The organism is Stenotrophomonas sp. 107298_Sma, from assembly GCF_056480345.1.
On sequence record NZ_CM151094.1, the window covers coordinates 4,537,947 to 4,557,583 of the forward strand.

The window sequence follows — 19,637 nt, forward strand, 5'->3', positions numbered from 1 at the left end:
GAGCCAAGCGAATAGTGCCAGCGTCGTCCTACAAATAGACCTCGGTTAGACCCTCATTCTTCCAACAGGCTCGCTCTCGAATGCTAGCGTTTGACCGGAGGATTGCGATTAGAGCCGCACTCGGGCTTACATTCTCCAAACCCGAGTGCGGCAAAGTTCATTTGCAATCATCGACGTGATCGAACGTGCTGAACCGAACGCAATCTCCTGACCTGATCAACCCGCCTTAGAAGCGCGCGGTCGCGCCCACAAAGAGCGTGCGTGCGCCGCCGTCGTAATTATTGCCTTCTTCAAGCGTGGAAACATCACCCAAGTTCAGTACGCCGACGCGCAAGGTCAGGTTTTCGTTCACATCGAGAGCGGTGACCAGATCCACCGTGGTGTATGCCTTGGCGAAGGTAGGTCTGGACGAAGACACAAGCTGCTTCCCGATGTGTTGCGCGCTGAGGTTAAGCGACCATGCATCGGACACGCTCCAGTTCAGCGAAGTGTTGGCGGTGATCTTCGGCACCACTAGCAGGCTGGCGCCGGTGGTGCGGTTCTTCGATTCCAACATGCGTGTGGCGTTGGTGGTCCAGCTCAGTCGCTCGTGCAGCGGCACGGTCACACTGGCTTCCACGCCTCGCGTGCGAGCCTTCTGGATGTTCTGCGCCACCGTCCACCAGAAGCCGTTTACGAAGCTAGTGTTCTGGCCTGGGATCTCGCGCAGCGGCACCTGTTCGATCTTGTCGTCGAAGTTGGTCAGGAAGTAGGTGGCCGATGCGGACCAGCCGTTCTGGTCGAAGCCCACGCCAAGCTCATAGTTGGTGCTGGTTTCCGGTTTCAGGTTCGGGTTACCGGCCATGTAGCAGCCGGTCGTGCCGTCGGCGTTGATCAGCCGGCTGTTCCAGCCTTCCGGGGTCAGGCTGCCGCAGCCGCGTCCCAGAGACTGGGTGGCCGCACCAGCGGTGCCCTGCTTAAGATTGGGCGCGCGGAACCCTTTGGAGACACCGCCGCGTACTGTCCATGCGTCTGCCGGGTGCCACACGCCGTAGATGCGCGGGCTCACGTTGTCGTCGTAGTTGTCGGTGTTGTCCCAGCGCACGCCCAGAGTCAGCACGAAGCGCTCGTGCAGGGTGATGTGGTCTTCGGCGAACAAGGCCCATGAGTCCGCTTCACTGGTCGGGCTGATGCGGCTGCTGCCGGTCCAAGTCACAGGTACGGTACCGATGGTGTCGCTGTTTTCCAGCTGCTCGCGCTTCCACTGACCACCCACGTTCAGGCTGTGCTCGAAGCCCCAATGGAAAGCGGTGGTGAAGGCAGTATCGAACACCGTTTCCTTCGAATGGTTGCCCACCGCACTGCCCTTGTCTTGGTAGTCGTTCCGCACAAGGGTGGTCTTGGAGGTGGTGGAGTCGCCGTAACGGCCATCATGGCCCAGCACGTAACCGGTCTGTACCAGCTTGGACAGACCCCAGGCATATACATCACCGCTGCCGGTGTTGCGCTGCACGCCGCGCGACCCTTCTATGGTCAGTGCGTGGTCATCGTTGAGGCGCCAGTGGAACTGCAGGTTGGCATTCTCCGCCTTGCTGCCCGGAGTCTGGCCCTCAAGGCGATCGGACTTGCGGTCGGTCACGTTGGCCCCGATGCGGATCCCCAGGTTGTCGGTCAGTGGGCCGCTGAAAAGGGCACCCATCTGCGTGGTATCACCGCGGGTGGATGAATCGGGCACGCTGTGGTTCAAGGTGACCGAGCCGCCCCAGTGGTCGGAAATCTTGCGGGTAATGATGTTGATCACGCCGCCCATCGCATCCGAACCGTATAGCGACGACATCGGGCCGCGCACCACTTCTATTCGTTCGATCATGTCCGGCGACAGCCAGTTCAGATCCTGCGGACCCAGGTCGTCGCGGTAGTTCACGCCGGAGGAGTTGCCCTGGCGGCGGCCGTCGATCAGGATCAGCGTGTACTGCTCGGGCAGTCCACGCAGGCGGATCTTCGACTGCGCTCCGGACAGTGCATAGCCACCGGTCACTCCAGGGACGGTACTCAGCAGCTGGCCGATGCTGGTGACCGGCTTACGCTCGATCTCCTCGCGGCTGATAACGCTAATGCTGGCTGGCGCATCCCTGATCCACTGCTGGGCACCGGTGGCGGTAACGACCAAGGTGTCCAACTGCTTGACGGAGGAGGCATGCGTCAAAGCTTCAGCGCTGGCATGCGAAGAAAGGGCCAGACCAATAGCAACTGTCAGCGTGGGAAGAGCAAGTCGTGACTTCAGGTATGTGTGCGACATCTCGGGGTAATCCGGTAACGGGCATTATTGCTGGGGAATGGCTGCCTCGCTTGATTCCGGAAAACGCCCATATCGGGTCGAGGGCTGGCTTGCGTCTTGAGGTCAGGTATCAAACTGTGGCCGACCGATGCTGTCTGGGCAGCACCTCAGCTGGACTGGCTCATGCTCCAAGTCGTCCATACGCCGGTCCGCAAGGTCCGCGGTTGCTGCAAGCAATAGACAATCTGCGAGGCTACATCCTGCGCGGCCATGAATTCGCTCAAACGGGGATCGTCGGCCGTGCGACCGTGACCCACGGCAAAAGATGTATGAGTACCTGCGGGGCAGATGGCACTCACGCGAATCCCATCTTTCCTTACTTCTCGGTCCAAGCCGCCCGCAAAAATGAGCTGGGCGGCCTTGGTACCTGCGTAGACGGCTTCGTCCGCCCCACTGCGATGAGCTGCGACGCTCGATACGATCAAAATATCCCCGCCACCAACGCTACGAAGATGAGGGAGGAAAGCACGTACCGTGAGGACCGTTCCGAGATAGTTGATTTCACACATTTCGATGACTTGATCATCGCTTGCGTCAGCGACTCCGCCGTAGTAGCCAACCCCGGCGTTGGCCACTACCGAATGTACGCTTCCAAAGTGATCAATGCCGCAAGATGCGAAGGCACCCACGCTATCCGGATCGCGCACATCCAGACGCATCCAGTAGGCGCGATCAGCGCCGAACTCATCCTGTAGCCGCTTGAAGTCACCTAAACGCCTGGATCCTCCAAGAACGCTTCCACCACTGCGTAAGATCATCTCCGCCGTTGCCAGTCCGATCCCCGAACCGGCGCCAGTAATGGCAACGCAGCGGTTTCTAAGGCTGTAACTTGCTTCTGTCAAGGTCTATCTCCTACGTTCGTTGGCGACCAGGTGTAGTTGAGTCATGAAAGGAGTTGGGGTCGTCTGTGACGCAAGTTAGGGGCGTGCAGCGCCACCTTCGGCCCCATACACCTGGCCGTTCGCATAACTGGCGTCGCTTGCCGCAAGTTGGACGAAGATTGAACCCAGCTCAGCAGGCTGACCTGCGCGTCCTAGCGGCTTGTCCCCCCCGAAGTTCGGAATCTTCTCGGATGCAGTCCCGCCACTGATCTGCAACGGAGTCCAGATAGGACCTGGAGCAACTCCGTTTACCCGAATCCCCTTAGGGCCAAGCTGCTTAGCCATCGAGCGAACGTAGCTAACCTGCGCACTCTTCGTCATCGCATAGTCGACCAGGTAGGGGGACGGATCGTAGCCCTGCTCAGACGTAGTAACGATGATGACGCTTCCAGGCGGAAGAGACACACGCAGTGCCTCTTGGGTCATCCATACCATTGCATTGATGTTGGTAAGGAAGGTGTTCTCGAGGTGTTCGTCGGTAATCTTTAGAATGTCCGGCTCCTGCTGCTGATACGCCGCGTTCAGCACCAAGGTGTCGATCGAGCCCAACGCCGATGCCGCCTTGCGCACAAGATCCAGGCAAAAGTCTTTGCTGCGAATATCACCAGGTAAAGCGTATGCCTGACGGCCGGTTGCGCGTATCAGCGCAATAACTTCACGCGCATCTTCCTCTTCTTCAGGCAAATAGTTGATGGCCACATCGGCACCCTCGCGGGCGTATGCAATGGCAGCGGCCCGACCGATTCCTGAGTCTCCTCCCGTAATCAGTGCCTTGCGGCCTTCAAGGCGCCGATTGCCTCGATAGGTTTTCTCACCGTGGTCCGGCAGCGGACGCATCTTCGACGCAAGCCCCGGCCAAGGCTGTTCTTGGCGCGGGTAGGGTGGCCGAGGATATGCCTGCCGAGGGTCGATCAGGCCGGCTCGCGGGCGGCCCTGACCCTGCGCCTCCGAGAGTACCGCAGCGGGCACAGCACCGAATGCCGAGGAAGCAGCAATTCCGCTGGCGATGGCCACACTGCTTCCCGCAATAAACTGTCTGCGGCCGATGACCGGCGTGGCTTCATCGTCGTGCTCAGGCAAATCACTATTCGAATTTGACATGTTCATCCCAGTTGATTGGTCACTCTGGCCCAAGCAAATTTGAGTACAGCGACCGTGGAGGAGACGCAACTTTACTGCGGCGAACATGCGCAAGTAGCAATTTTATTGCTGAAGTTCTTTCAATTCAGAAATGATCGAAAGCGTCGACGGCGCAGCTTCTTGCCATGCCATCCTCGGCGATAATGGGGAAGCATCTGCACTGCGTTCGATCCATAAATCATGCTTTGTGCGGCGGATCATTGGCACGTTTAGTAATCGATACCCGGGTGAAGTGTCTTGAAAGGTGATCTAGAGAGAATAAGCATTTCAGATCTAGCTGCGTTCATCGAGATCGCTCGGCATGGATCAATGCGCGCCGCCGCCCTCGAACTTGGCTTATCTGCCTCAGCTCTAAGTCACGCCTTAAAGCGGCTGGAAGATCGACTGGGTGTGCGTCTCGTTAATCGTACGACCCGTGCGCTTTCGATCACCGTTGAAGGACGCGAACTGGAACGCTATGCAGCCACTGGCCTAGATACAATTGGAGAGGGTCTAGCCGCGATTCGGGCTCGGAAGCAGTCAGAGATCCAGATGCTCAAGATCTCGCTATCACACGATGCGGCGCGCCTCCTACTCTGGCCAGTGCTGTGGAGCTTTCAGCAACGCTGGCCTAACGTCCATCTTGATCTAGTGATAGAAGAACGCCTGGTGGACTTAGTAGCGGAAGGCTTTGACGGCGGCATTCGATACGGTGACCGAGTGCCAGAGGGGATGGTTGGTCTGGAGCTTACACATCCGCTTAAGTGGGTGGTCGTGGCAGCGCCCAGCTATCTGCAACATGCTGGGAGACCTGAGAATCCAAGCGATCTGCGGCGGCATGTTTGTATTGAGAACAGAATCGGCGACGGCTCAATCTATCGCTGGGAACTTGGCGACGGTGATCGTATGGTCAAGGTAATTCCCAGCGGAATGCTGAGGGTGAGCAGCACCGACTCTCTGCTCGCTGCAACGTTGCAGGGATTGGGGTTGGCATACTGTCTGGAACTCAGAGTGCAGGACGAAATCTCGTCCGGCGCACTTGAAGTTGTGATGCCAGACTGGGCATCAATGGGCGCACCATTCATGCTGTACTACCCCACTCGTCGCCAATCCCTGCCCGGCCTCAAGGGGCTAGCGGAGGTAATTCGGACACAGATGATCGATGCATGCTAAAACATGCTCCAAACTATGGAGTTGGGATCGACATGAATGGTCTGCCAACGTACTCCATCACCAGTTCGATACCGGAGTGCTCTCCAGACTCTCCCTCTGGATCACATATGTAGGTTGCTGTGAGGCAATGAGAGCGCTTCTTGCCACCGGCATCAGACAGAGCCAGTCCGGAGGACTCCGAGAATGGATGCCCTGGACTCGCTAGTTCCATAAGCACCTCGTCCATATGAGTGGGTATCGGAATGCAGTCCCTTCATATGGAAGCGTTCAATTGCCAACCACTGTTGAGGCGCTGAAGTTGCGGTCCTCCGCTGTGGTTGGCTTTAACATTCCTAAACGCGGATGAGACCAAAAACCCTACCTTCAATACTGCCACATCAGCACGAGTTCGAAGCCGAATTTACTGAAGAATGATTGGCACTGCCACGACGAGGCGTTGAGCGGGCTCGGACAGATCTCACCTCTTGGACCATCAGACTGAATCCGCACAAACTTCAAAAGAAGAACTTAATTGGACGCTGCGATTGGCCAATTCCATCTGATTTGAACCTACACTCTGTTCGAGAGCATTCAGAGGGAGTTGCAATGCAGTTCATCGTCGACGGGCCAGACATCCCAGAAGCACTTCTACAGGCACACGAAGAAGGACGAGTAGTCTTCTTCTGCGGCGCCGGAGTCTCCTACCCGTCAGGACTACCTGGTTTCAAAGGACTGGTTGAGCAAATCTATGCGTCGAATGGGACATCATTCACGGACATCGAGCGTGCCGCCTTCGATCATTCAAAGTTCGACGCGACTCTCGATCTACTTGAAAGGCGACTGCCTGGGCAGCGATTGGCGGTTCGGCGCGCCCTAGCGAAATCGTTGAGACCCAAGCTTCGTCGGAAGGGAGCAATTGACACCCAAGCAGCGCTTCTTCGGTTAGCACGAAGCCGGGATGGCGCGTTGCGGTTGGTGACTACCAACTTCGATCGAACCTTCCACGCGGCGGCGAAGCGCATGGGCCAACCATTTCCGGCCTATCCCGCTCCAATGCTGCCGATCCCTAAGAGCAGCCGCTGGGATGGGCTTGTCTTTCTGCATGGCCTGCTTCCGGAGAGTGAGGATGATGCAGCACTCCATCGACTAGTGGCCACCAGTGGTGACTTCGGCTTGGCTTACTTGACCGAACGCTGGGCCGCGCGGTTCGTCAGCGAACTTTTTCGCAACTATGTCGTTTGCTTCATTGGATACAGCATTGACGATCCGGTCCTCCGGTACATGATGGACGCATTAGCAGCAGATCGAATGCTCGGTGAGGTTACCCCGCAGGCGTGGGCGTTCGGAGATTGCGAAGCCGGGAAAGAGCATCTGAAGACTATTGAATGGGAAGCTAAGGGCGTTAGACCTATCCTCTACAGGGTTCAGCCTGCTACCCATGACCACTCTGCGTTGCACGACACAATCAGGACTTGGGCAGATGTCTATCGCGATGGAGTTCAAGGTAAAGAGGCCATTGTTGCGAAGCACGCCATGGCCCAACCTCAGGACAGCACGCTCCAGGACGATTTTGTTGGACGAATGCTGTGGGCTCTTTCAGACAAGTCAGGCCTCCCCGCGAAGCGCTTCGCGGAGTTCAATCCAGTTCCCCCGCTTGAGTGGCTCCTCGAGGCATTTTCCCATGAGCGATTCTTGCAGAGGGATCTAGCCCGCTTTGGCTTCTCCTCGGTTAAGGAGGAGGATGCAGAACTCAGATTCAGCTTGGTTCGTAGGCCTGCGCCTTATGATCACGCTCCTCCTATGACACTGGCGTCTTCTGGAAGTATGGCCAGCCGATGGGATGGATTGATGTTCCAGCTCGCACGCTGGCTTGTGCGTCATCTGGACGATCCACGATTGATCATATGGATTGCAGAGCGTGGCGGGCAGATGGATAGTCGCTGGATCTCTCTAGTCGACTCCGAACTTGAGCGTCTGGCCACACTGGAACGGGATGGCAAAGTCTCGGAGCTGGATCTTATTCGCCTGGACGCCCCAAAGGGTGTGCCCGATCCAAAGATGCGAACTCTTTGGAGAATCGTGCTCGGTGGCCGACTCAAGACCCCACTGTCAGGGGGGCTGCTATATCGTTGGATCAAGCGTCTTAGACGTGAGGGACTGAACACGTCTCTTCGGATGGAACTTCGTAGCCTTCTCAGCCCAAAGATCACACTAAGGCGTCCATTTGTTTGGGACGGCGAAGTGGCCGATGGTGCAGACGAGACAGTGCGAATTAAGCAGTTGGTTGACTGGGACCTTGTGCTTGCGGAGGACAATGTACATGCGGTCCTCCAGGATCAGTCTAAGGGTGAGTGGGAGAAGGCACTCCCGCTCCTGCATTCGGACCTACAGCAACTGCTCTGTGACGCGCTGGGCCTTCTTCGAGATCTAGGAGAGGCAGATGACCTTGTCGATAGATCCTACTGGGACCTTCCATCAATCACGCCCCATTGGCAGAACCGGTCCTTCCGAGACTGGGTTAGCCTGATTGAACTGCTACGCGACGCTTGGTTAGCAGTTCGAGCTACGGATGAGTCGAGATCCACGCTCATGGCTCAGGCATGGTTCGAGATCCCGTATCCCACATTCAAGCGGCTGGCATTGTTTGCGGCCAGCCAGGACAATTGCATCGAGCAGGAGCAGTGGGTCGATTGGCTGCTACTGGATGAGGGGCGGTGGCTGTGGTCGCAGTGCACCGCACGCGAAGTGCTGAGGCTTCTTGTTCTCCAGGGGTGAATTCTAGACAACGCGTCTCAAGCACGCTTGGAGAATGTCATCTTGGCAGGACCTCCCCGCGAGATGTATCGCGATGATCTGGAGTCCGAACGCTGGGATCGCCTGGTTGCTCGCGCAGTATGGATTCGTCTAGCGAAGCTGGAGTCCTCGGGCCTACATCTTGGTGTGTCTGCAGCAAGGCGCCTAGCGGAGATATCCATCGCGCATCCTGAGTTGAGATTGGACCCTAACGAGAAGGACGAATTCTCACACTGGATGAGCGGCACCGGAGATCCGGATTTCGAGGACGGCAGAGAGGTCGATGTCGCCCCTCGCACTCGCAAGGAGCTAGTTGAATGGCTTGAATCGCCGAGGCCTGCCCATAGACCGTTCTATGAGGACACTTGGCGGGATGTCTGCCGTACTCGCTTCTTCCATAGCCTTGCCGCGCTCTGCGACCTCGCTCACCAAGACGTCTGGCCCGCAGTTCGGTGGCGCGAGGCGCTTCAGGTTTGGTCGGACGATTCAATGGCAGCCCGCTCCTGGCAGTACGCATCGCCTTTGGTACTGCTAATGCCTGATGAAGTTCTGTCCGAGATCGCACCTGCAGTAGCGTGGTGGATGGAGGCCACTTCAAGAAGCGGCGCGAATCGCGAGAACCTCCTATTGACTCTCGCCGGTCGAGTGCTTGCGCTTCCGATCCCCTTGAGTAGTGGCATGACAAGGAACGGCGAGCCAATCGATAACCCTGTCTCGGAGGCGATTAATCACCCCATTGGGCATGCCACGCGCGCCTTGCTCAATCTATGGTTCAAGAGGGCGCCCAACGATGGAGACCTACTTCCCCCTGAACTTAAGGCGGCATTTTCCGCCATATGCGATGTTGAAGTAGATCGATTCCGCCATGGCAGGGTGTTGCTCGCATCTAGACTCATCGCCCTGTATCGCGTAGACCGGGCGTGGACCGAAGCGACGCTACTACCGCTCTTCGATTGGTCCAACCCTGTCGAAGCGAAAGCAGCCTGGGAAGGATTTCTTTGGTCACCGCGACTGTACCAGCCATTGATGGTGGCATTGAAGTCGCAGTTCCTATTGACGGCCGGTCACTACGCCGACCTTGGTGAACACCGAGGACAGTTCTCTGCTTTCCTAACGCACTCAGCCCTAGGGCAATTGGAAGGCTACTCTCGGGACGACTTTAGATCTGCATTGGGCAAGCTTCCACAGGATGGACTGGAGAAGTCCGCACAATCGCTCTCCCAAGCACTGGAGGCCGCAGGCGATCAACGCGAAGACTTCTGGAGAAATCGAGTCCAACCCTTCTGGCAGGAGATTTGGCCAAAATCGCGCAATCTAGCTACACCCAGCATTGCTGCCTCCTTAGCTCGACTCGCCATCGCGGCCCGGGTTGAGTTCCCTTCCGCATTGAAGGCGGTACGTGACTGGCTTCAGCCGGTAGCGAATTCGGACTACATCGTCCATCTTCTACTAGAATCTGGCCTTTGTAGCCAGTCGCCAACTGAGGCTTTAGATTTGCTGGGTGCCGTTGTTGGATCCCAACAATGGGCGCCTCTAGGACTGAATGAATGCCTAGCTCAAGTAAGGGCCGCCGCTCCCGACCTAGAGCGAAACAACCAGTTTCATCGACTTGAGGAGCTGGTGCGAACGCGCTCCTAAGAGTTCTGGCGGGGCATCATTCGAAGCTTGCGAGATGCCCTATTACGAACTCGCTTTTCTCCTTCTCCCGCTCTCGATTCCAACCACCCTTGAGCCCGCCTCGCGCTGCTTCTTGATCTGTGACTTCAGCTCAGAAATCTCCTTCTTCAAGGCGGCGATCTTTGCATCTCGCTGCACCACCTCGATCGAGTACATGTTCTTGAACTGCGCAGAAATACCGTCGTACCTCTCTTTCCATCCCAGCCTTTGTGAGTAGGACTTTCGTCTGGCGGCCTTCACGCTCGTAGGAACGTCCACTCGAAGTTTCGTGAGCCAGGCCTGCACCTCGAGCTTTGTGGTGCCGGCATGCTTCTCTCCGTGCAGCGATACCGCTGTTACCTTTGCCCGCCGACACAGCTCTGCAACATTCAGCCGACCAGAGTTCCGTGGATACACTCCGTCGTTCTCCGATATCTCCCTGTCAATCTCGGCCATAGTTGATCGAAGGCGTGCAACGAACGCCTCCGTCCGCTCCTTTCCAAGCTCGGCAAGACTCTTCTTTTGTCTCATTTCAGAAGTACCACATTGGGTACGAGGCGCGTCAGCAAACTGCTCTTCGAGAAGTATTCGTCCACCTTCTTCCACCTGCCGAGCACGGACTTGATCTGCCCCCGGAACTGAGCAATGAGCATAACGTCATCATCCACGAAAGCGTGCTCTAGCAACTCAAGATTGTACTGAACTGTCTCGATGGCCTGAACAACGCTTCTGGACGCCTTATCCTCGTCGTCAGGGAGAATCAACTGATTCTCACATGCAGGATGACAGTAGTGTGGATTAGCCTGACCATGCCCCTTGTTGCAAAGGCCTCCATCGGTGAAGTTCGTACACACTATTCCTGGTGCGACAACTGCCCAAGAAGAGCCCTCAGCAGTCATCGCGCGGGCGAACTCCCTGATGTTCTGCGGATCAAGGGCGGACTTACCCAGCCGGCGCGCGAACAGCGCCACACGCCCCCGTAGCTTCTCTGCGCCGGCCCCCTGAACCTCATCAGCCTTATTGATCGCCTCCACTCCCTTTAGAATAAGCATCTCACGTACAACTTGCTGTACTTCGGAAAGAATTCCTGGATCCGAAAGTATGTAGCGCATGATTGTCATTTGTTCATCCCTGTGCCCAAAGACATCCATCAAAATCTTTGGCGCATGGACAAGCGCTAGAGCAACAATTCGAGCGAGGGTCTTTCGGAATCGATGCGGGTTCATACCACCATCGGTGAGCCAGCGCTCCAGGCCAAGTATCTCCACGAAGCTATTGAACACATGCGCAAGGCTCGGCACCTTATCTGGATATCTTGGGGAAACCCACAGGCCGTTCCCCTTTAGGCCGTGGTGCCGTCGAAAAATGTTCGCTAGGCGCTCTTGCTGCAGAATCGCTTGAATGGCAATTGACGGCGCTGGCGCTTCACTCTGCCTCCCTCCGGGATTCTCAAACTTCCAGGTTCTGAACTCGTAAACACTGGAACCACCTCGCTTGCCAAGCGAGCCGATCTGCATCGTTAGCAGTTCACCATGTCGGGGACCGCCAGAAAGAGCCACCGGAAAAGCGTGTGCACCCTGTAGAACCACTATCAGGCGCAAGGCCTGGGGTAACGTCCGAGGCGGCCATGCGACGGTTTTTCCACTTCGCCCGGATTTCATCGAAAATTGAAGCGGGGCATCCCTAAGCGGCTCCCCGTCAGGCCCCCGCCATTCCCATGACCGGATCACAGCATTGCTTACGCGAGCAGCTCGGCGACTGGGAGATGGCGAGGGACCGTCTTTCAGATCACGAGTAGTTTCAGTAGCGGCGAGTGCGGCCTCTACGGCATCCAACAAAGTAGGACCAACGACTTCGATCATCACCAGTGCCATCGAGCCTGCTTCAGAGACGAACTCATCTGAGTATGGCTGATGAGGTTTCGCTATGCTGACCGGGATTGTATGCTCAGGTTCACCCGTTCGATCTCGCGCAGCCTTCATTCCATGAACCGTTGGACGCATGGGCGCGGGGCCATCGGGAAGACACCCCAGTCGGTGGTAGTACTCAACCACCCCAAGGCAGTCAGAGTACTTCTGCGTCAGGCCAGCGCGTTCGACCAGGCTCCAGAGTCTCTTGGAGCTTGGACGTACATTTGTACGCTGGATCGCCCTCTTAAGATTGGCAATGAGCGTCCGGATCGTTGTGTATCTATACACCTTCCCGGTTTTGCCTGGAATTATCGCCATCGTGATCGCCAGCCTCATAAGCTCTCGAACTACGAAGGGTGAGTGCTTCCCCTTGCACGTCTTGCCCCTTCCAGAATAGAGCCTTAGATCGAGATCAGAGGTCCGTAGGCCAGACTGATGTTCGTCGTCAATACGAAGAACGCCCCAGTTGTCCCCCATTCCAACAAGCTTCTGAAGCTGCTTCAGCTTTGCCTCCGGCGCCAACCTCAGCTCATTCGGACTAATCGACAGTAGCGACACCTCCACGTCAGGAGCTAGGAGTTCATGGTTGCCTGCTACTAGAGACCGGTTGACCATTTTCATCAGTGCTGCCCTGCGAAGTAGATTGGCATGTGCTCACCGGAGGCTATCCTTGCCGCCCACTTATCAATGGCGAACTTCACTGCATCTGCTGGCCATTGAAGAACGGTTAGGCGAAGCCGCGCCAGGTCACTTGCATCTGATCCAGCATCGAACCGAACCATTCCTACGGAGGTCCGAACTGCCTCTAGCTCTGCCACACGCCGGCAGATGAAGTCCAGGCTGTCCGTGAACACAAAACAGTTGGGGCAGCCGCTGGAAGCACACCTATGCTGCTGGACGCATAGAGTGCATCCATCTCTCGGATTGCCTGGATCAATGACTGCTGGCGGGCTGTAAGGATCTGCACATCCGCTTCCGTCGTAGGTCTTATGACGGCGTGCTTGATTCAGCTTTTCGATCTCGGCTTCACTGACGTCCAACTTTGCGAGCTTCGCCCTCGTCAAGGCTACGTCGAACACACGATTGACCCGAAGCTGGGAGAACAAGTCATCAATCACTTCGGACACAAGCGAGAAGGATTCCTCAAAAGAAGATCTTCGGTAGCCATAGTGCCTAGTGGTCATGAGGTTCTTGTGACCAAGTAGTACCATCATTACCCAGTTCGAGTATTGAGAATCCTTGAAGATCGCAGCCGCGGCGACATCTCTGAACTGTCCAATTGACATGGTCTCGGAAGCTGTACGGGTGCCGTCATCGAGTTGCTCTATCAGAGAGGCGAGCCAGTTGTTTGCAGTTCGAGTTGTGCGGGGATTTACTACATACACCCCTTGTCGCCGTCCGCGCACTGTTACGCCCACCCATGGACTACGAGCGACAACGTCTGGGAGAGGGCACAGGCGCGGGTTTCTTTCGATATGGCCTCGAAGCCCTTCTGTCCGCTTCAGAAGAAGCTCAACTAACGAATGACAGCCCGTCGCATCGCCTACCCGTGACACAGTCCATTGCGCGGTCCCTTTGGCCCGGTCCTTAGGCGCATAGATCCATGCATGCTGCTCATCATAGACTGCCGTCCAGTCGCTCAAGTTCATGGATGCTGCGGTTGCGGGGTTCCAGGCGCTCCGCGCTACAAAGAGCAGGAAGAAAATTGAGACATCTGCGCTAGTAGGATAGGTTCCGGCAACCAGATCGTGCCAGCCGACCTCGCTTCCTGATCGTTCGTGGTCATCGGGGTAGTGCGCCCACCAGCTTGGGAGTCTTTTGATGCGCTTGCCGAAGATCGCCAACAACTGAGATCGCCGAGGCACTGGATTTCCCGTCAGCCTTATGAGCGCGCGATAGGTCGCGTGCGCATCCGCTTCCGTACATACGAAGTCGGGGGCATTCATGAACTCAGGATTCTCTCTGTACAACTCGATCAGATCGCGTCCTTGAGGAATGAGTCTGTCCGTTCTCCTCCACCGCTGTAGAACCTTCAGTGCCTCCGCTCGTAGCAGCCTAATGACGGCCAATCCGTGCTCTTCGGATGGGGTCTCGCGGCGATTCGAGGCTATCCTGAAAACTGGAAGTACTAGCTCTGGAAGTTCATGGTAGCTAATCGCGGTCTTTATAATCGCGCGGACGACGGCAGCTCTGCTGTCCATAGTGGCATCCCATGCACCCTCCGGACCCGGGCTTGTGTAGAGGGCAACGTGCCGGGATGTCAGATCGCGAAGTCTAACCACCCGTTTGAATGGAATTCCATTTGAGGCCATGTATCCCTCAAGTGCATCGAGGAATCTCCAGAAGGACACCAGTGCCCCCCTTCTTGCAGCTGCACCGTCTGATGCGATGCCTTCAATACTCGCGCTCAGCGTAGGCCATAGATCGCGCAGCAGCTCCGGCCTACCAGTGAATCCCCCCTTCCAGGAATGCCTGACTGCGGCAATGGGCGGGGCATCACTTGCACCAGTCGCCAGAATCGAGAAGTCATAGATCTTCCCCGTGCTAATGAGGTCCGGATGTGTACAGGGCACCACCCATTTCCCAGGCATTCCCCCTGTATCTTCACGCGCTCTCACGTCAATGCCTCGTCGATGATCGCATTCCAACGAATTGCTGGATGCCCTCGATCACGACCAATTTTGGCTACCGCAGCGCGCAAGTATTGCATCGTCGTGCGCTCATCAACGTGCCCCATAAGCGGACTGAGAAGCATCTTTACCTGTCCGGCCATGAGCCCATGCAACCAACCGAAGTCAGCACCACTCAGCTCTGAGTTGCCTGCGAGGGCCAACTGCGCCCGCGTCAGGGCGCAGATCTTCTCCACCGCAAAATGGTGCCTTCCTGTATGAGGGTGCCATCCTTTGGGACAATGCCGATCGGAAGTCCAAATCCGGCGAAGCATCTCATTGCTCACAGGTCGGTTCACACCTTCTCCAAGCCACAGACGATCTGTCCGCTTGGTGTGTTTCCTATCACCAATGTGATATCTCGTCAGCTGGGTCGGTCGAATCACCGAAATGTAGTGCCAGATCCTTTCGGCAAGATCTAGTGGCACAAATACCGTACGCCATCTTGTGCCAAGGTCTGACCCAGGACTGACCTTGCCTCCCTTAGTGCCATACTTGAGCACTAGCGGAACCTCACCAGCCAATATCCAGTCGGGTTGCCAGTTGGTTCTCTCGCTCGTTCTTTTTGCTGGAAAACAGGTGACCCGTAGTTGATTGGCTTCCGAGATCCTGAGGCCAGAACGGATGATCAGCTCGAAGATCAGAATTTTTACGGGCGCACGCACCGAAATCGACTTCAACCACATCTCAACCTCCCTGTCAGGAGGGAGGATGATCGGAGCTTCCGGCGCAGTTAGAGACCCGATCCGCACAGTCTTTGAGCGCAGTGTTCCGCTTTGCGAGCTTGTGGGCGATATGTAGGTGTATGCAACTTTTCTTACAGGTATCTGCATGGGCAGGCGATAGCCGCGCTCGCTGGCCCAGGTCAGAAATAGACACGCCTCATTGACGTAGAGGTTAACTGTAGCGGGATCCAACTGCCTCCCACTCGGGGAGCCGTCTCCACTCAGGAGTGCCGGCTGATACTGATGAAGGATATTCTCGTTGTAGGAAATTTCTCGCCAATCAGTGGCTTGGTCTATGCACCATTCGAGAAAAATAGAAAGCCTTGCGGCCATGTTTCTTCGCGAGCGCAAGGTTGGGATGGGCCCGTAAAAGAGCTCACTCTCAGCTTTTGCTTTTGATCGGTCGCGAGGAAGTTGCCATTCCCCGTTGCTGCGCTCATCGAGGTAGCGGTTGGCTTCAATTGGGTATGAGCCATCGTCACCGATCAGAATCGGTACATGCTGCAACTTAGGCGCGTGTGCAAAGGCTCCCTCAGGGGGCATAACCACTTGCATCGGATTGACTCCGAGCTGACCTGCAGCGGACGGTACGCCCGCTGTTCGCCAAGGTCAATAGGCCACTTAAGCCTTTGAAGGGGTTGAACTTACGTACTTCTCGCGGCGGATCTGCGGATTGCCCAGGCCGGCGGCCTTGAGGAGTTCGGCACAGGCATCGACCATGTCCGGGTTGCCGCACAGGTAGGCGATGTCGGTGGCCGGGTCCGGGGTGAAGCCGGACAGCGCCTGCTGGACGTAGCCGTGCTGCACGTCCGGGTGCGGATCGGCGGGCAATTCGCGCGACAGGCACGGCACATAGCGGAAGTTCGGATGCTTTTCGGCGAAGCTGTAGAAGTCTTCGCTGTACAGCAACTCACCCGGGCTGCGCGCGCCCTGCAGCAGCACGATCTGCACACCGCGCTCGGCCATGGCCTTCTCCAGCAGCGGCAGCATGGAGCGGTACGGGGTAACGCCGGTACCGGTGGCGATCAGCAGGTAACGGGCGTTGTGGTCACCTGGATTCAGGCAGAAGCGGCCGTAGGGGCCGGACGCGCTGATCTGGCCGCCCTGCTCCAGCGCCTCGAACAGGGCCGTGGCGGCGCCACCGGGTACGAAACTGACCGCGATATCCACCGCCTCGCCCGGGCCCAGCGCGTGGTCGTGGATGGTCGCCAGCGAATAGCTGCGCTTGGTTTCGGTGCCGTCGGCGTAGCTGAAATGGACCTGGATGAACTGGCCAGGCTGGAAATCCAGTGGCTGTCCATCGTCACGCACGAACTGGTAGTGGCCGACGGTCGGGGCCAGCATGCGGCAGCCGACCAGCTTGAGGGGGAATTGAACAGGCACGACTTTTCGGGACAGTGTGTAGCCGGGGCAAGCCCTCGGGGTCTTCTATAATAGCCCCTCCCCGCCCCTCTCCAGCGCCAGCCCATGGGCGCGAAGGCTTCGAGCTTGGCTTCCCTGAACGATACGGCGCCCGCCCTGCGCGTGCGCGACCTGCGCAAGACCTACGACAACGGCACCCAGGCCCTGAAGGGCGTTTCCCTGGAAGTGGCCCCGGGCGACTTCTTCGCCCTGCTCGGCCCCAACGGTGCCGGCAAGTCGACCCTGATCGGCATCATCAGCTCCCTGGTCAACCTCAGCGAGGGCCAGGTGGAAGTGTTCGGAAGCGACCTGGTGCGCAACCGCAGCGCCACCATGCGCCTGATCGGGCTGGTGCCGCAGGAAATCAACTTCAACCTGTTCGAAAAGCCCTTCGACATCCTGGTGAACTACGCCGGCTTCTACGGCGTGCCGCGCGCCGAAGCCGAGCAGATGGCCGAAGTCGAGCTCAAGCGCGCCCACCTGTGGGAGAAGGCGCAGGTGATGAGCCGCACCCTGTCCGGTGGCATGAAGCGCCGGCTGATGATCGCCCGCGCGATGATGACCCGGCCGCGCCTGCTGATCCTGGACGAACCGACCGCTGGCGTGGACATCGAGATCCGCCGCGACATGTGGCGGGTGCTGAAGGAGATCAACGCCGCCGGCACCACGATCATCCTCACCACCCACTACCTGGAAGAGGCCGAGCACCTGTGCCGCAACCTGGCCATCATCGACCACGGCCAGATCGTCACCCAGGGCCCGATGCGCGAACTGCTGGCCAAGCTTGACGTGGAAGGCTTCCTGCTGGACATCGACGGCATCCTGCCCGCCCGGTTGCCGGTGATCGAGGGGGCAACCCTGACCGCCACCGACGGCCATACGCTGGACATCGACATGCCACGTGCGATGGACCTCAACCGCGTGTTCGAGGCACTGAACGCGGCGGGCATCCGCGTGCGCTCGATGCGTACCAAGAGCAACCGCCTGGAGGAACTGTTCGTGCGCCTCACTGGCAACCAGGAGACGTCCGCATGAGCAGCACCCCGACCCCGGTCCTGACCGACGGCCAGCGCAACCGCATCGCACTGATGACCATCGTGCGCCGCGAAGTCGCCCGCATCATGCGCATCTGGGGCCAGACCCTGGTACCGCCTGCGATCACCATGACCCTGTACTTCCTGATCTTCGGCGGCCTGATCGGCTCGCGCGTTGGCGACATGGGTGGTTACAGCTACATGCAGTTCATCGTGCCTGGCCTGGTGATGATGAGCGTGATCCAGAACAGCTACGGCAACATCAGCTCCTCGTTCTTCGGCGCCAAGTTCGGCCGCCACGTGGAAGAGCTGCTGGTCAGCCCGATGCCGAACTGGGTGATCCTGTGGGGCTATGTGGCCGGTGCGGTGCTGCGCGGCCTGATGGTGGGCGTGATCGTGCTGATCATCGCGATGTTCTTCACCCCGGTGCGCATTCCGCATCCGCTGGTGACGCTGACCACGGTGATCCTGGGTGCGACGATCTTCTCGCTGGCCGGCTTCATCAATGCGGTGTACGCGAAGAAGTTCGATGACGTGGCGATCGTGCCGACCTTCATCCTGACCCCGCTGACCTACCTGGGCGGCGTGTTCTATTCGGTGAAGCTGCTGCCGCCATGGGCGGAGGCGGCCACGCACGCGAACCCGATCTTCTACATGGTCAACGCGTTCCGCTATGGCCTGCTGGGCAGCAGCGATGTGCCGGTGCTGGTGGCGTATGCGCTGATGATCGGTTTCGTGGTGGTGCTGACGGCGCTGGCGCTGTGGTTGTTGCGCCGTGGCGTGGGCATGCGCAGCTGAGGATGTTCTGCAGGGCCTGCGGCCCTGCACCCGCCGAATCAACGTCAACGGCAACTTCAACAGCTGACTATCCGTGGGATGGCGGGGTGGGTCCGGTTGCGGGGGACGCTGCAAGTACGTCCATGTAAGCTCGATCGCCGCATCCATGCGGCTCACGCCCCCGCAACCGGACCCACCCCGCCCTCGACAGGTTCCCGCTGCTGTTGGTGGGTGTCGACCTTGGTCGACACGGTAGATCCACGCCATGCGTGGATGAAGCGTTCCCTGTAGAGCCAAGCCGATGCTTGGCTCTTTTCGTTTCGGATTGCGGCTAGGCTGTGGCGATGAAGATCATTTCCATTCCGTTGGACAAGGCCGTATCGGAGGGTCTGATCGATGCCTTCAGCCATGTCCTGCTGAGCGATTCGCCCACGCTGGATGAGGTGCTGGATTGCCTGGCCTCGCTGCACATGGCCGATCCCCGCCATCGCTACCTGTGCACGCTCGACGATGTCGGCCAGTGCCGCTACACCAGCATGCATGCGTCCGATGACGAGCGCATCGCGCTGTACGAGGACGAAGACCCGGCAACGCCGGAAGATGCGTTGGCGGCACGCGAGCGGTTGCTGGCGAATGTGGTCGCGCAGCTTGAGCATTCCACGCATCGGTTGGAGTGGACAGCGCTGGCCGGCACGTTGATGTGCAGCAACGAGGACACCGAGGCGCTGGTCGCTGCCAATGCGACACCGGATCTCATCATCGATGACGTGGTCTGCGTGCAGCAGGTGCCCGTGACCCGTGATGACCTGCTGATCGCCGCCCTGCCCAACGGCTACTTCAGCGCGGACTGGGACATCTTCCAGAACCACGCCCTCATACGGCATCTGCAGGAGCACTACGACTACCGCCTGTTCGGACTCGGCGCATCGTGGCTCGGCTTCCAGCGCGACAGCGCACCGTCGCCTGCAGAGGCGAGCGCGTTGGTCGCGGACCTGCAGCGCGTCTACGCGGCCGGAACGCACGGCACGTGGTCAGAGCTGGCTGCAACGCTGGCCAACCGCACCACGCTTCTATTGGGTTACACCGAAGACTTCAGCGAACAGCTGCGCTGAGCACCGCTCTGCTCGAGCGAGCGCAGCGAGCGACCCGCTTCCGCTCTTGATCTGCTTCCCGTGGTGGCCGCGCCCAACCAACCCCAATGAA

The 19,637-nt window shown here is 58.1% G+C and carries 14 protein-coding genes; 6 read left to right on the top strand and 8 right to left on the bottom strand.

The window, feature by feature from the left end:
• Positions 1 to 226: 226 nt before the first annotated feature.
• The 3 genes from ACZK2G_RS20975 to ACZK2G_RS20985 form a co-directional block, all read right to left on the bottom strand.
• A complete protein-coding gene (locus ACZK2G_RS20975) occupies positions 227 to 2,278 on the bottom strand; it encodes a TonB-dependent receptor domain-containing protein (RefSeq protein WP_080347466.1) in 2,052 nt (683 codons plus the stop codon).
• Between the two features lie 146 nt (positions 2,279 to 2,424).
• On the bottom strand, positions 2,425 to 3,159 hold the full coding sequence (locus ACZK2G_RS20980) for an SDR family oxidoreductase (protein ID WP_075075813.1): 735 nt from the start codon (positions 3,157 to 3,159) through the stop codon (positions 2,425 to 2,427).
• A 75-nt stretch (positions 3,160 to 3,234) separates the two neighbouring features.
• Complete coding sequence (locus ACZK2G_RS20985; RefSeq protein ID WP_008266446.1) at positions 3,235 to 4,299, bottom strand: SDR family oxidoreductase; 1,065 nt, start codon at positions 4,297 to 4,299, stop codon at positions 3,235 to 3,237.
• Between the two features lie 348 nt (positions 4,300 to 4,647).
• On the opposite strand from ACZK2G_RS20985, the gene ACZK2G_RS20990 reads away from it, so the two are divergent.
• From ACZK2G_RS20990 to ACZK2G_RS21000, 3 genes are all read left to right on the top strand, one after another.
• Positions 4,648 to 5,490 (top strand): LysR family transcriptional regulator, encoded by an 843-nt coding sequence (locus ACZK2G_RS20990; RefSeq protein ID WP_080281918.1) that lies wholly within the window; start codon positions 4,648 to 4,650, stop codon positions 5,488 to 5,490.
• A 585-nt stretch (positions 5,491 to 6,075) separates the two neighbouring features.
• Positions 6,076 to 8,244 carry an SIR2 family protein gene (locus tag ACZK2G_RS20995; RefSeq protein ID WP_197573146.1) on the top strand — a complete coding sequence of 723 codons (2,169 nt, stop codon included), beginning with the start codon at positions 6,076 to 6,078 and terminating at the stop codon, positions 8,242 to 8,244.
• A 507-nt stretch (positions 8,245 to 8,751) separates the two neighbouring features.
• Positions 8,752 to 9,900: a hypothetical protein gene (locus tag ACZK2G_RS21000; RefSeq protein WP_148565003.1), complete on the top strand. Its 1,149-nt coding sequence runs from the start codon at positions 8,752 to 8,754 to the stop codon at positions 9,898 to 9,900.
• A 42-nt stretch (positions 9,901 to 9,942) separates the two neighbouring features.
• Here ACZK2G_RS21000 and ACZK2G_RS21005 read toward each other — a convergent pair whose 3' ends face one another.
• The 5 genes from ACZK2G_RS21005 to ACZK2G_RS21025 all read right to left on the bottom strand — a co-directional run bounded on the left by ACZK2G_RS21005 (position 9,943) and on the right by ACZK2G_RS21025 (position 16,605).
• On the bottom strand, positions 9,943 to 10,449 hold the full coding sequence (locus ACZK2G_RS21005) for a hypothetical protein (RefSeq protein ID WP_049459868.1): 507 nt from the start codon (positions 10,447 to 10,449) through the stop codon (positions 9,943 to 9,945).
• Entirely contained in the window at positions 10,446 to 12,449 is a 2,004-nt protein-coding gene (locus ACZK2G_RS21010; protein WP_125899103.1) for a site-specific integrase, read from the bottom strand. The genes ACZK2G_RS21005 and ACZK2G_RS21010 overlap by 4 nt, the downstream gene beginning before the upstream one ends.
• Positions 12,449 to 14,419: a hypothetical protein gene (locus tag ACZK2G_RS21015; protein ID WP_008267993.1), complete on the bottom strand. Its 1,971-nt coding sequence runs from the start codon at positions 14,417 to 14,419 to the stop codon at positions 12,449 to 12,451. Before ACZK2G_RS21015 ends, ACZK2G_RS21010 begins: the two co-directional genes overlap by 1 nt.
• 23 nt (positions 14,420 to 14,442) lie before the next feature.
• Entirely contained in the window at positions 14,443 to 15,777 is a 1,335-nt protein-coding gene (locus tag ACZK2G_RS21020; RefSeq protein ID WP_125899101.1) for a site-specific integrase, read from the bottom strand.
• 66 nt (positions 15,778 to 15,843) lie between these two features.
• Positions 15,844 to 16,605, bottom strand: a complete 762-nt coding sequence (locus ACZK2G_RS21025) for a ferredoxin--NADP reductase (protein ID WP_197587235.1) — start codon at positions 16,603 to 16,605, stop codon at positions 15,844 to 15,846.
• An 84-nt stretch (positions 16,606 to 16,689) separates the two neighbouring features.
• Between ACZK2G_RS21025 and ACZK2G_RS21030 the strand changes: the two genes are divergently transcribed.
• From ACZK2G_RS21030 to ACZK2G_RS21040, 3 genes are all read left to right on the top strand, one after another.
• Positions 16,690 to 17,658 carry an ABC transporter ATP-binding protein gene (locus ACZK2G_RS21030; RefSeq protein ID WP_478474275.1) on the top strand — a complete coding sequence of 323 codons (969 nt, stop codon included), beginning with the start codon at positions 16,690 to 16,692 and terminating at the stop codon, positions 17,656 to 17,658.
• Positions 17,655 to 18,455, top strand: coding sequence for an ABC transporter permease (locus tag ACZK2G_RS21035; protein WP_426354864.1), 801 nt, complete (start codon positions 17,655 to 17,657; stop codon positions 18,453 to 18,455). Before ACZK2G_RS21030 ends, ACZK2G_RS21035 begins: the two co-directional genes overlap by 4 nt.
• Before the next feature lie 323 nt (positions 18,456 to 18,778).
• Positions 18,779 to 19,546, top strand: a complete 768-nt coding sequence (locus ACZK2G_RS21040; protein WP_478474276.1) for a hypothetical protein — start codon at positions 18,779 to 18,781, stop codon at positions 19,544 to 19,546.
• Positions 19,547 to 19,637: the final 91 nt, after the last annotated feature.

What these genes read in the sequence shown, in the direction of transcription:
- ACZK2G_RS21000 (WP_148565003.1), top strand. Translation starts at nt 8,752, where the DNA reads ATGGCAGCCCGCTCCTGGCAGTACGCATCGCCTTTGGTACTGCTAATG.
- ACZK2G_RS21040 (WP_478474276.1), top strand. Translation starts at nt 18,779, where the DNA reads ATGAAGATCATTTCCATTCCGTTGGACAAGGCCGTATCGGAGGGTCTG.
- ACZK2G_RS21030 (WP_478474275.1), top strand. Translation starts at nt 16,690, where the DNA reads ATGGGCGCGAAGGCTTCGAGCTTGGCTTCCCTGAACGATACGGCGCCC.
- ACZK2G_RS20985 (WP_008266446.1), bottom strand. Translation starts at nt 4,299, where the DNA reads ATGTCAAATTCGAATAGTGATTTGCCTGAGCACGACGATGAAGCCACG.
- ACZK2G_RS21015 (WP_008267993.1), bottom strand. Translation starts at nt 14,419, where the DNA reads ATGCCTGGGAAATGGGTGGTGCCCTGTACACATCCGGACCTCATTAGC.
- ACZK2G_RS20975 (WP_080347466.1), bottom strand. Translation starts at nt 2,278, where the DNA reads ATGTCGCACACATACCTGAAGTCACGACTTGCTCTTCCCACGCTGACA.
- ACZK2G_RS21010 (WP_125899103.1), bottom strand. Translation starts at nt 12,449, where the DNA reads ATGAAAATGGTCAACCGGTCTCTAGTAGCAGGCAACCATGAACTCCTA.
- ACZK2G_RS20995 (WP_197573146.1), top strand. Translation starts at nt 6,076, where the DNA reads ATGCAGTTCATCGTCGACGGGCCAGACATCCCAGAAGCACTTCTACAG.
- ACZK2G_RS21035 (WP_426354864.1), top strand. Translation starts at nt 17,655, where the DNA reads ATGAGCAGCACCCCGACCCCGGTCCTGACCGACGGCCAGCGCAACCGC.
- ACZK2G_RS20990 (WP_080281918.1), top strand. Translation starts at nt 4,648, where the DNA reads ATGCGCGCCGCCGCCCTCGAACTTGGCTTATCTGCCTCAGCTCTAAGT.
- ACZK2G_RS21020 (WP_125899101.1), bottom strand. Translation starts at nt 15,777, where the DNA reads ATGCAAGTGGTTATGCCCCCTGAGGGAGCCTTTGCACACGCGCCTAAG.
- ACZK2G_RS21005 (WP_049459868.1), bottom strand. Translation starts at nt 10,449, where the DNA reads ATGAGACAAAAGAAGAGTCTTGCCGAGCTTGGAAAGGAGCGGACGGAG.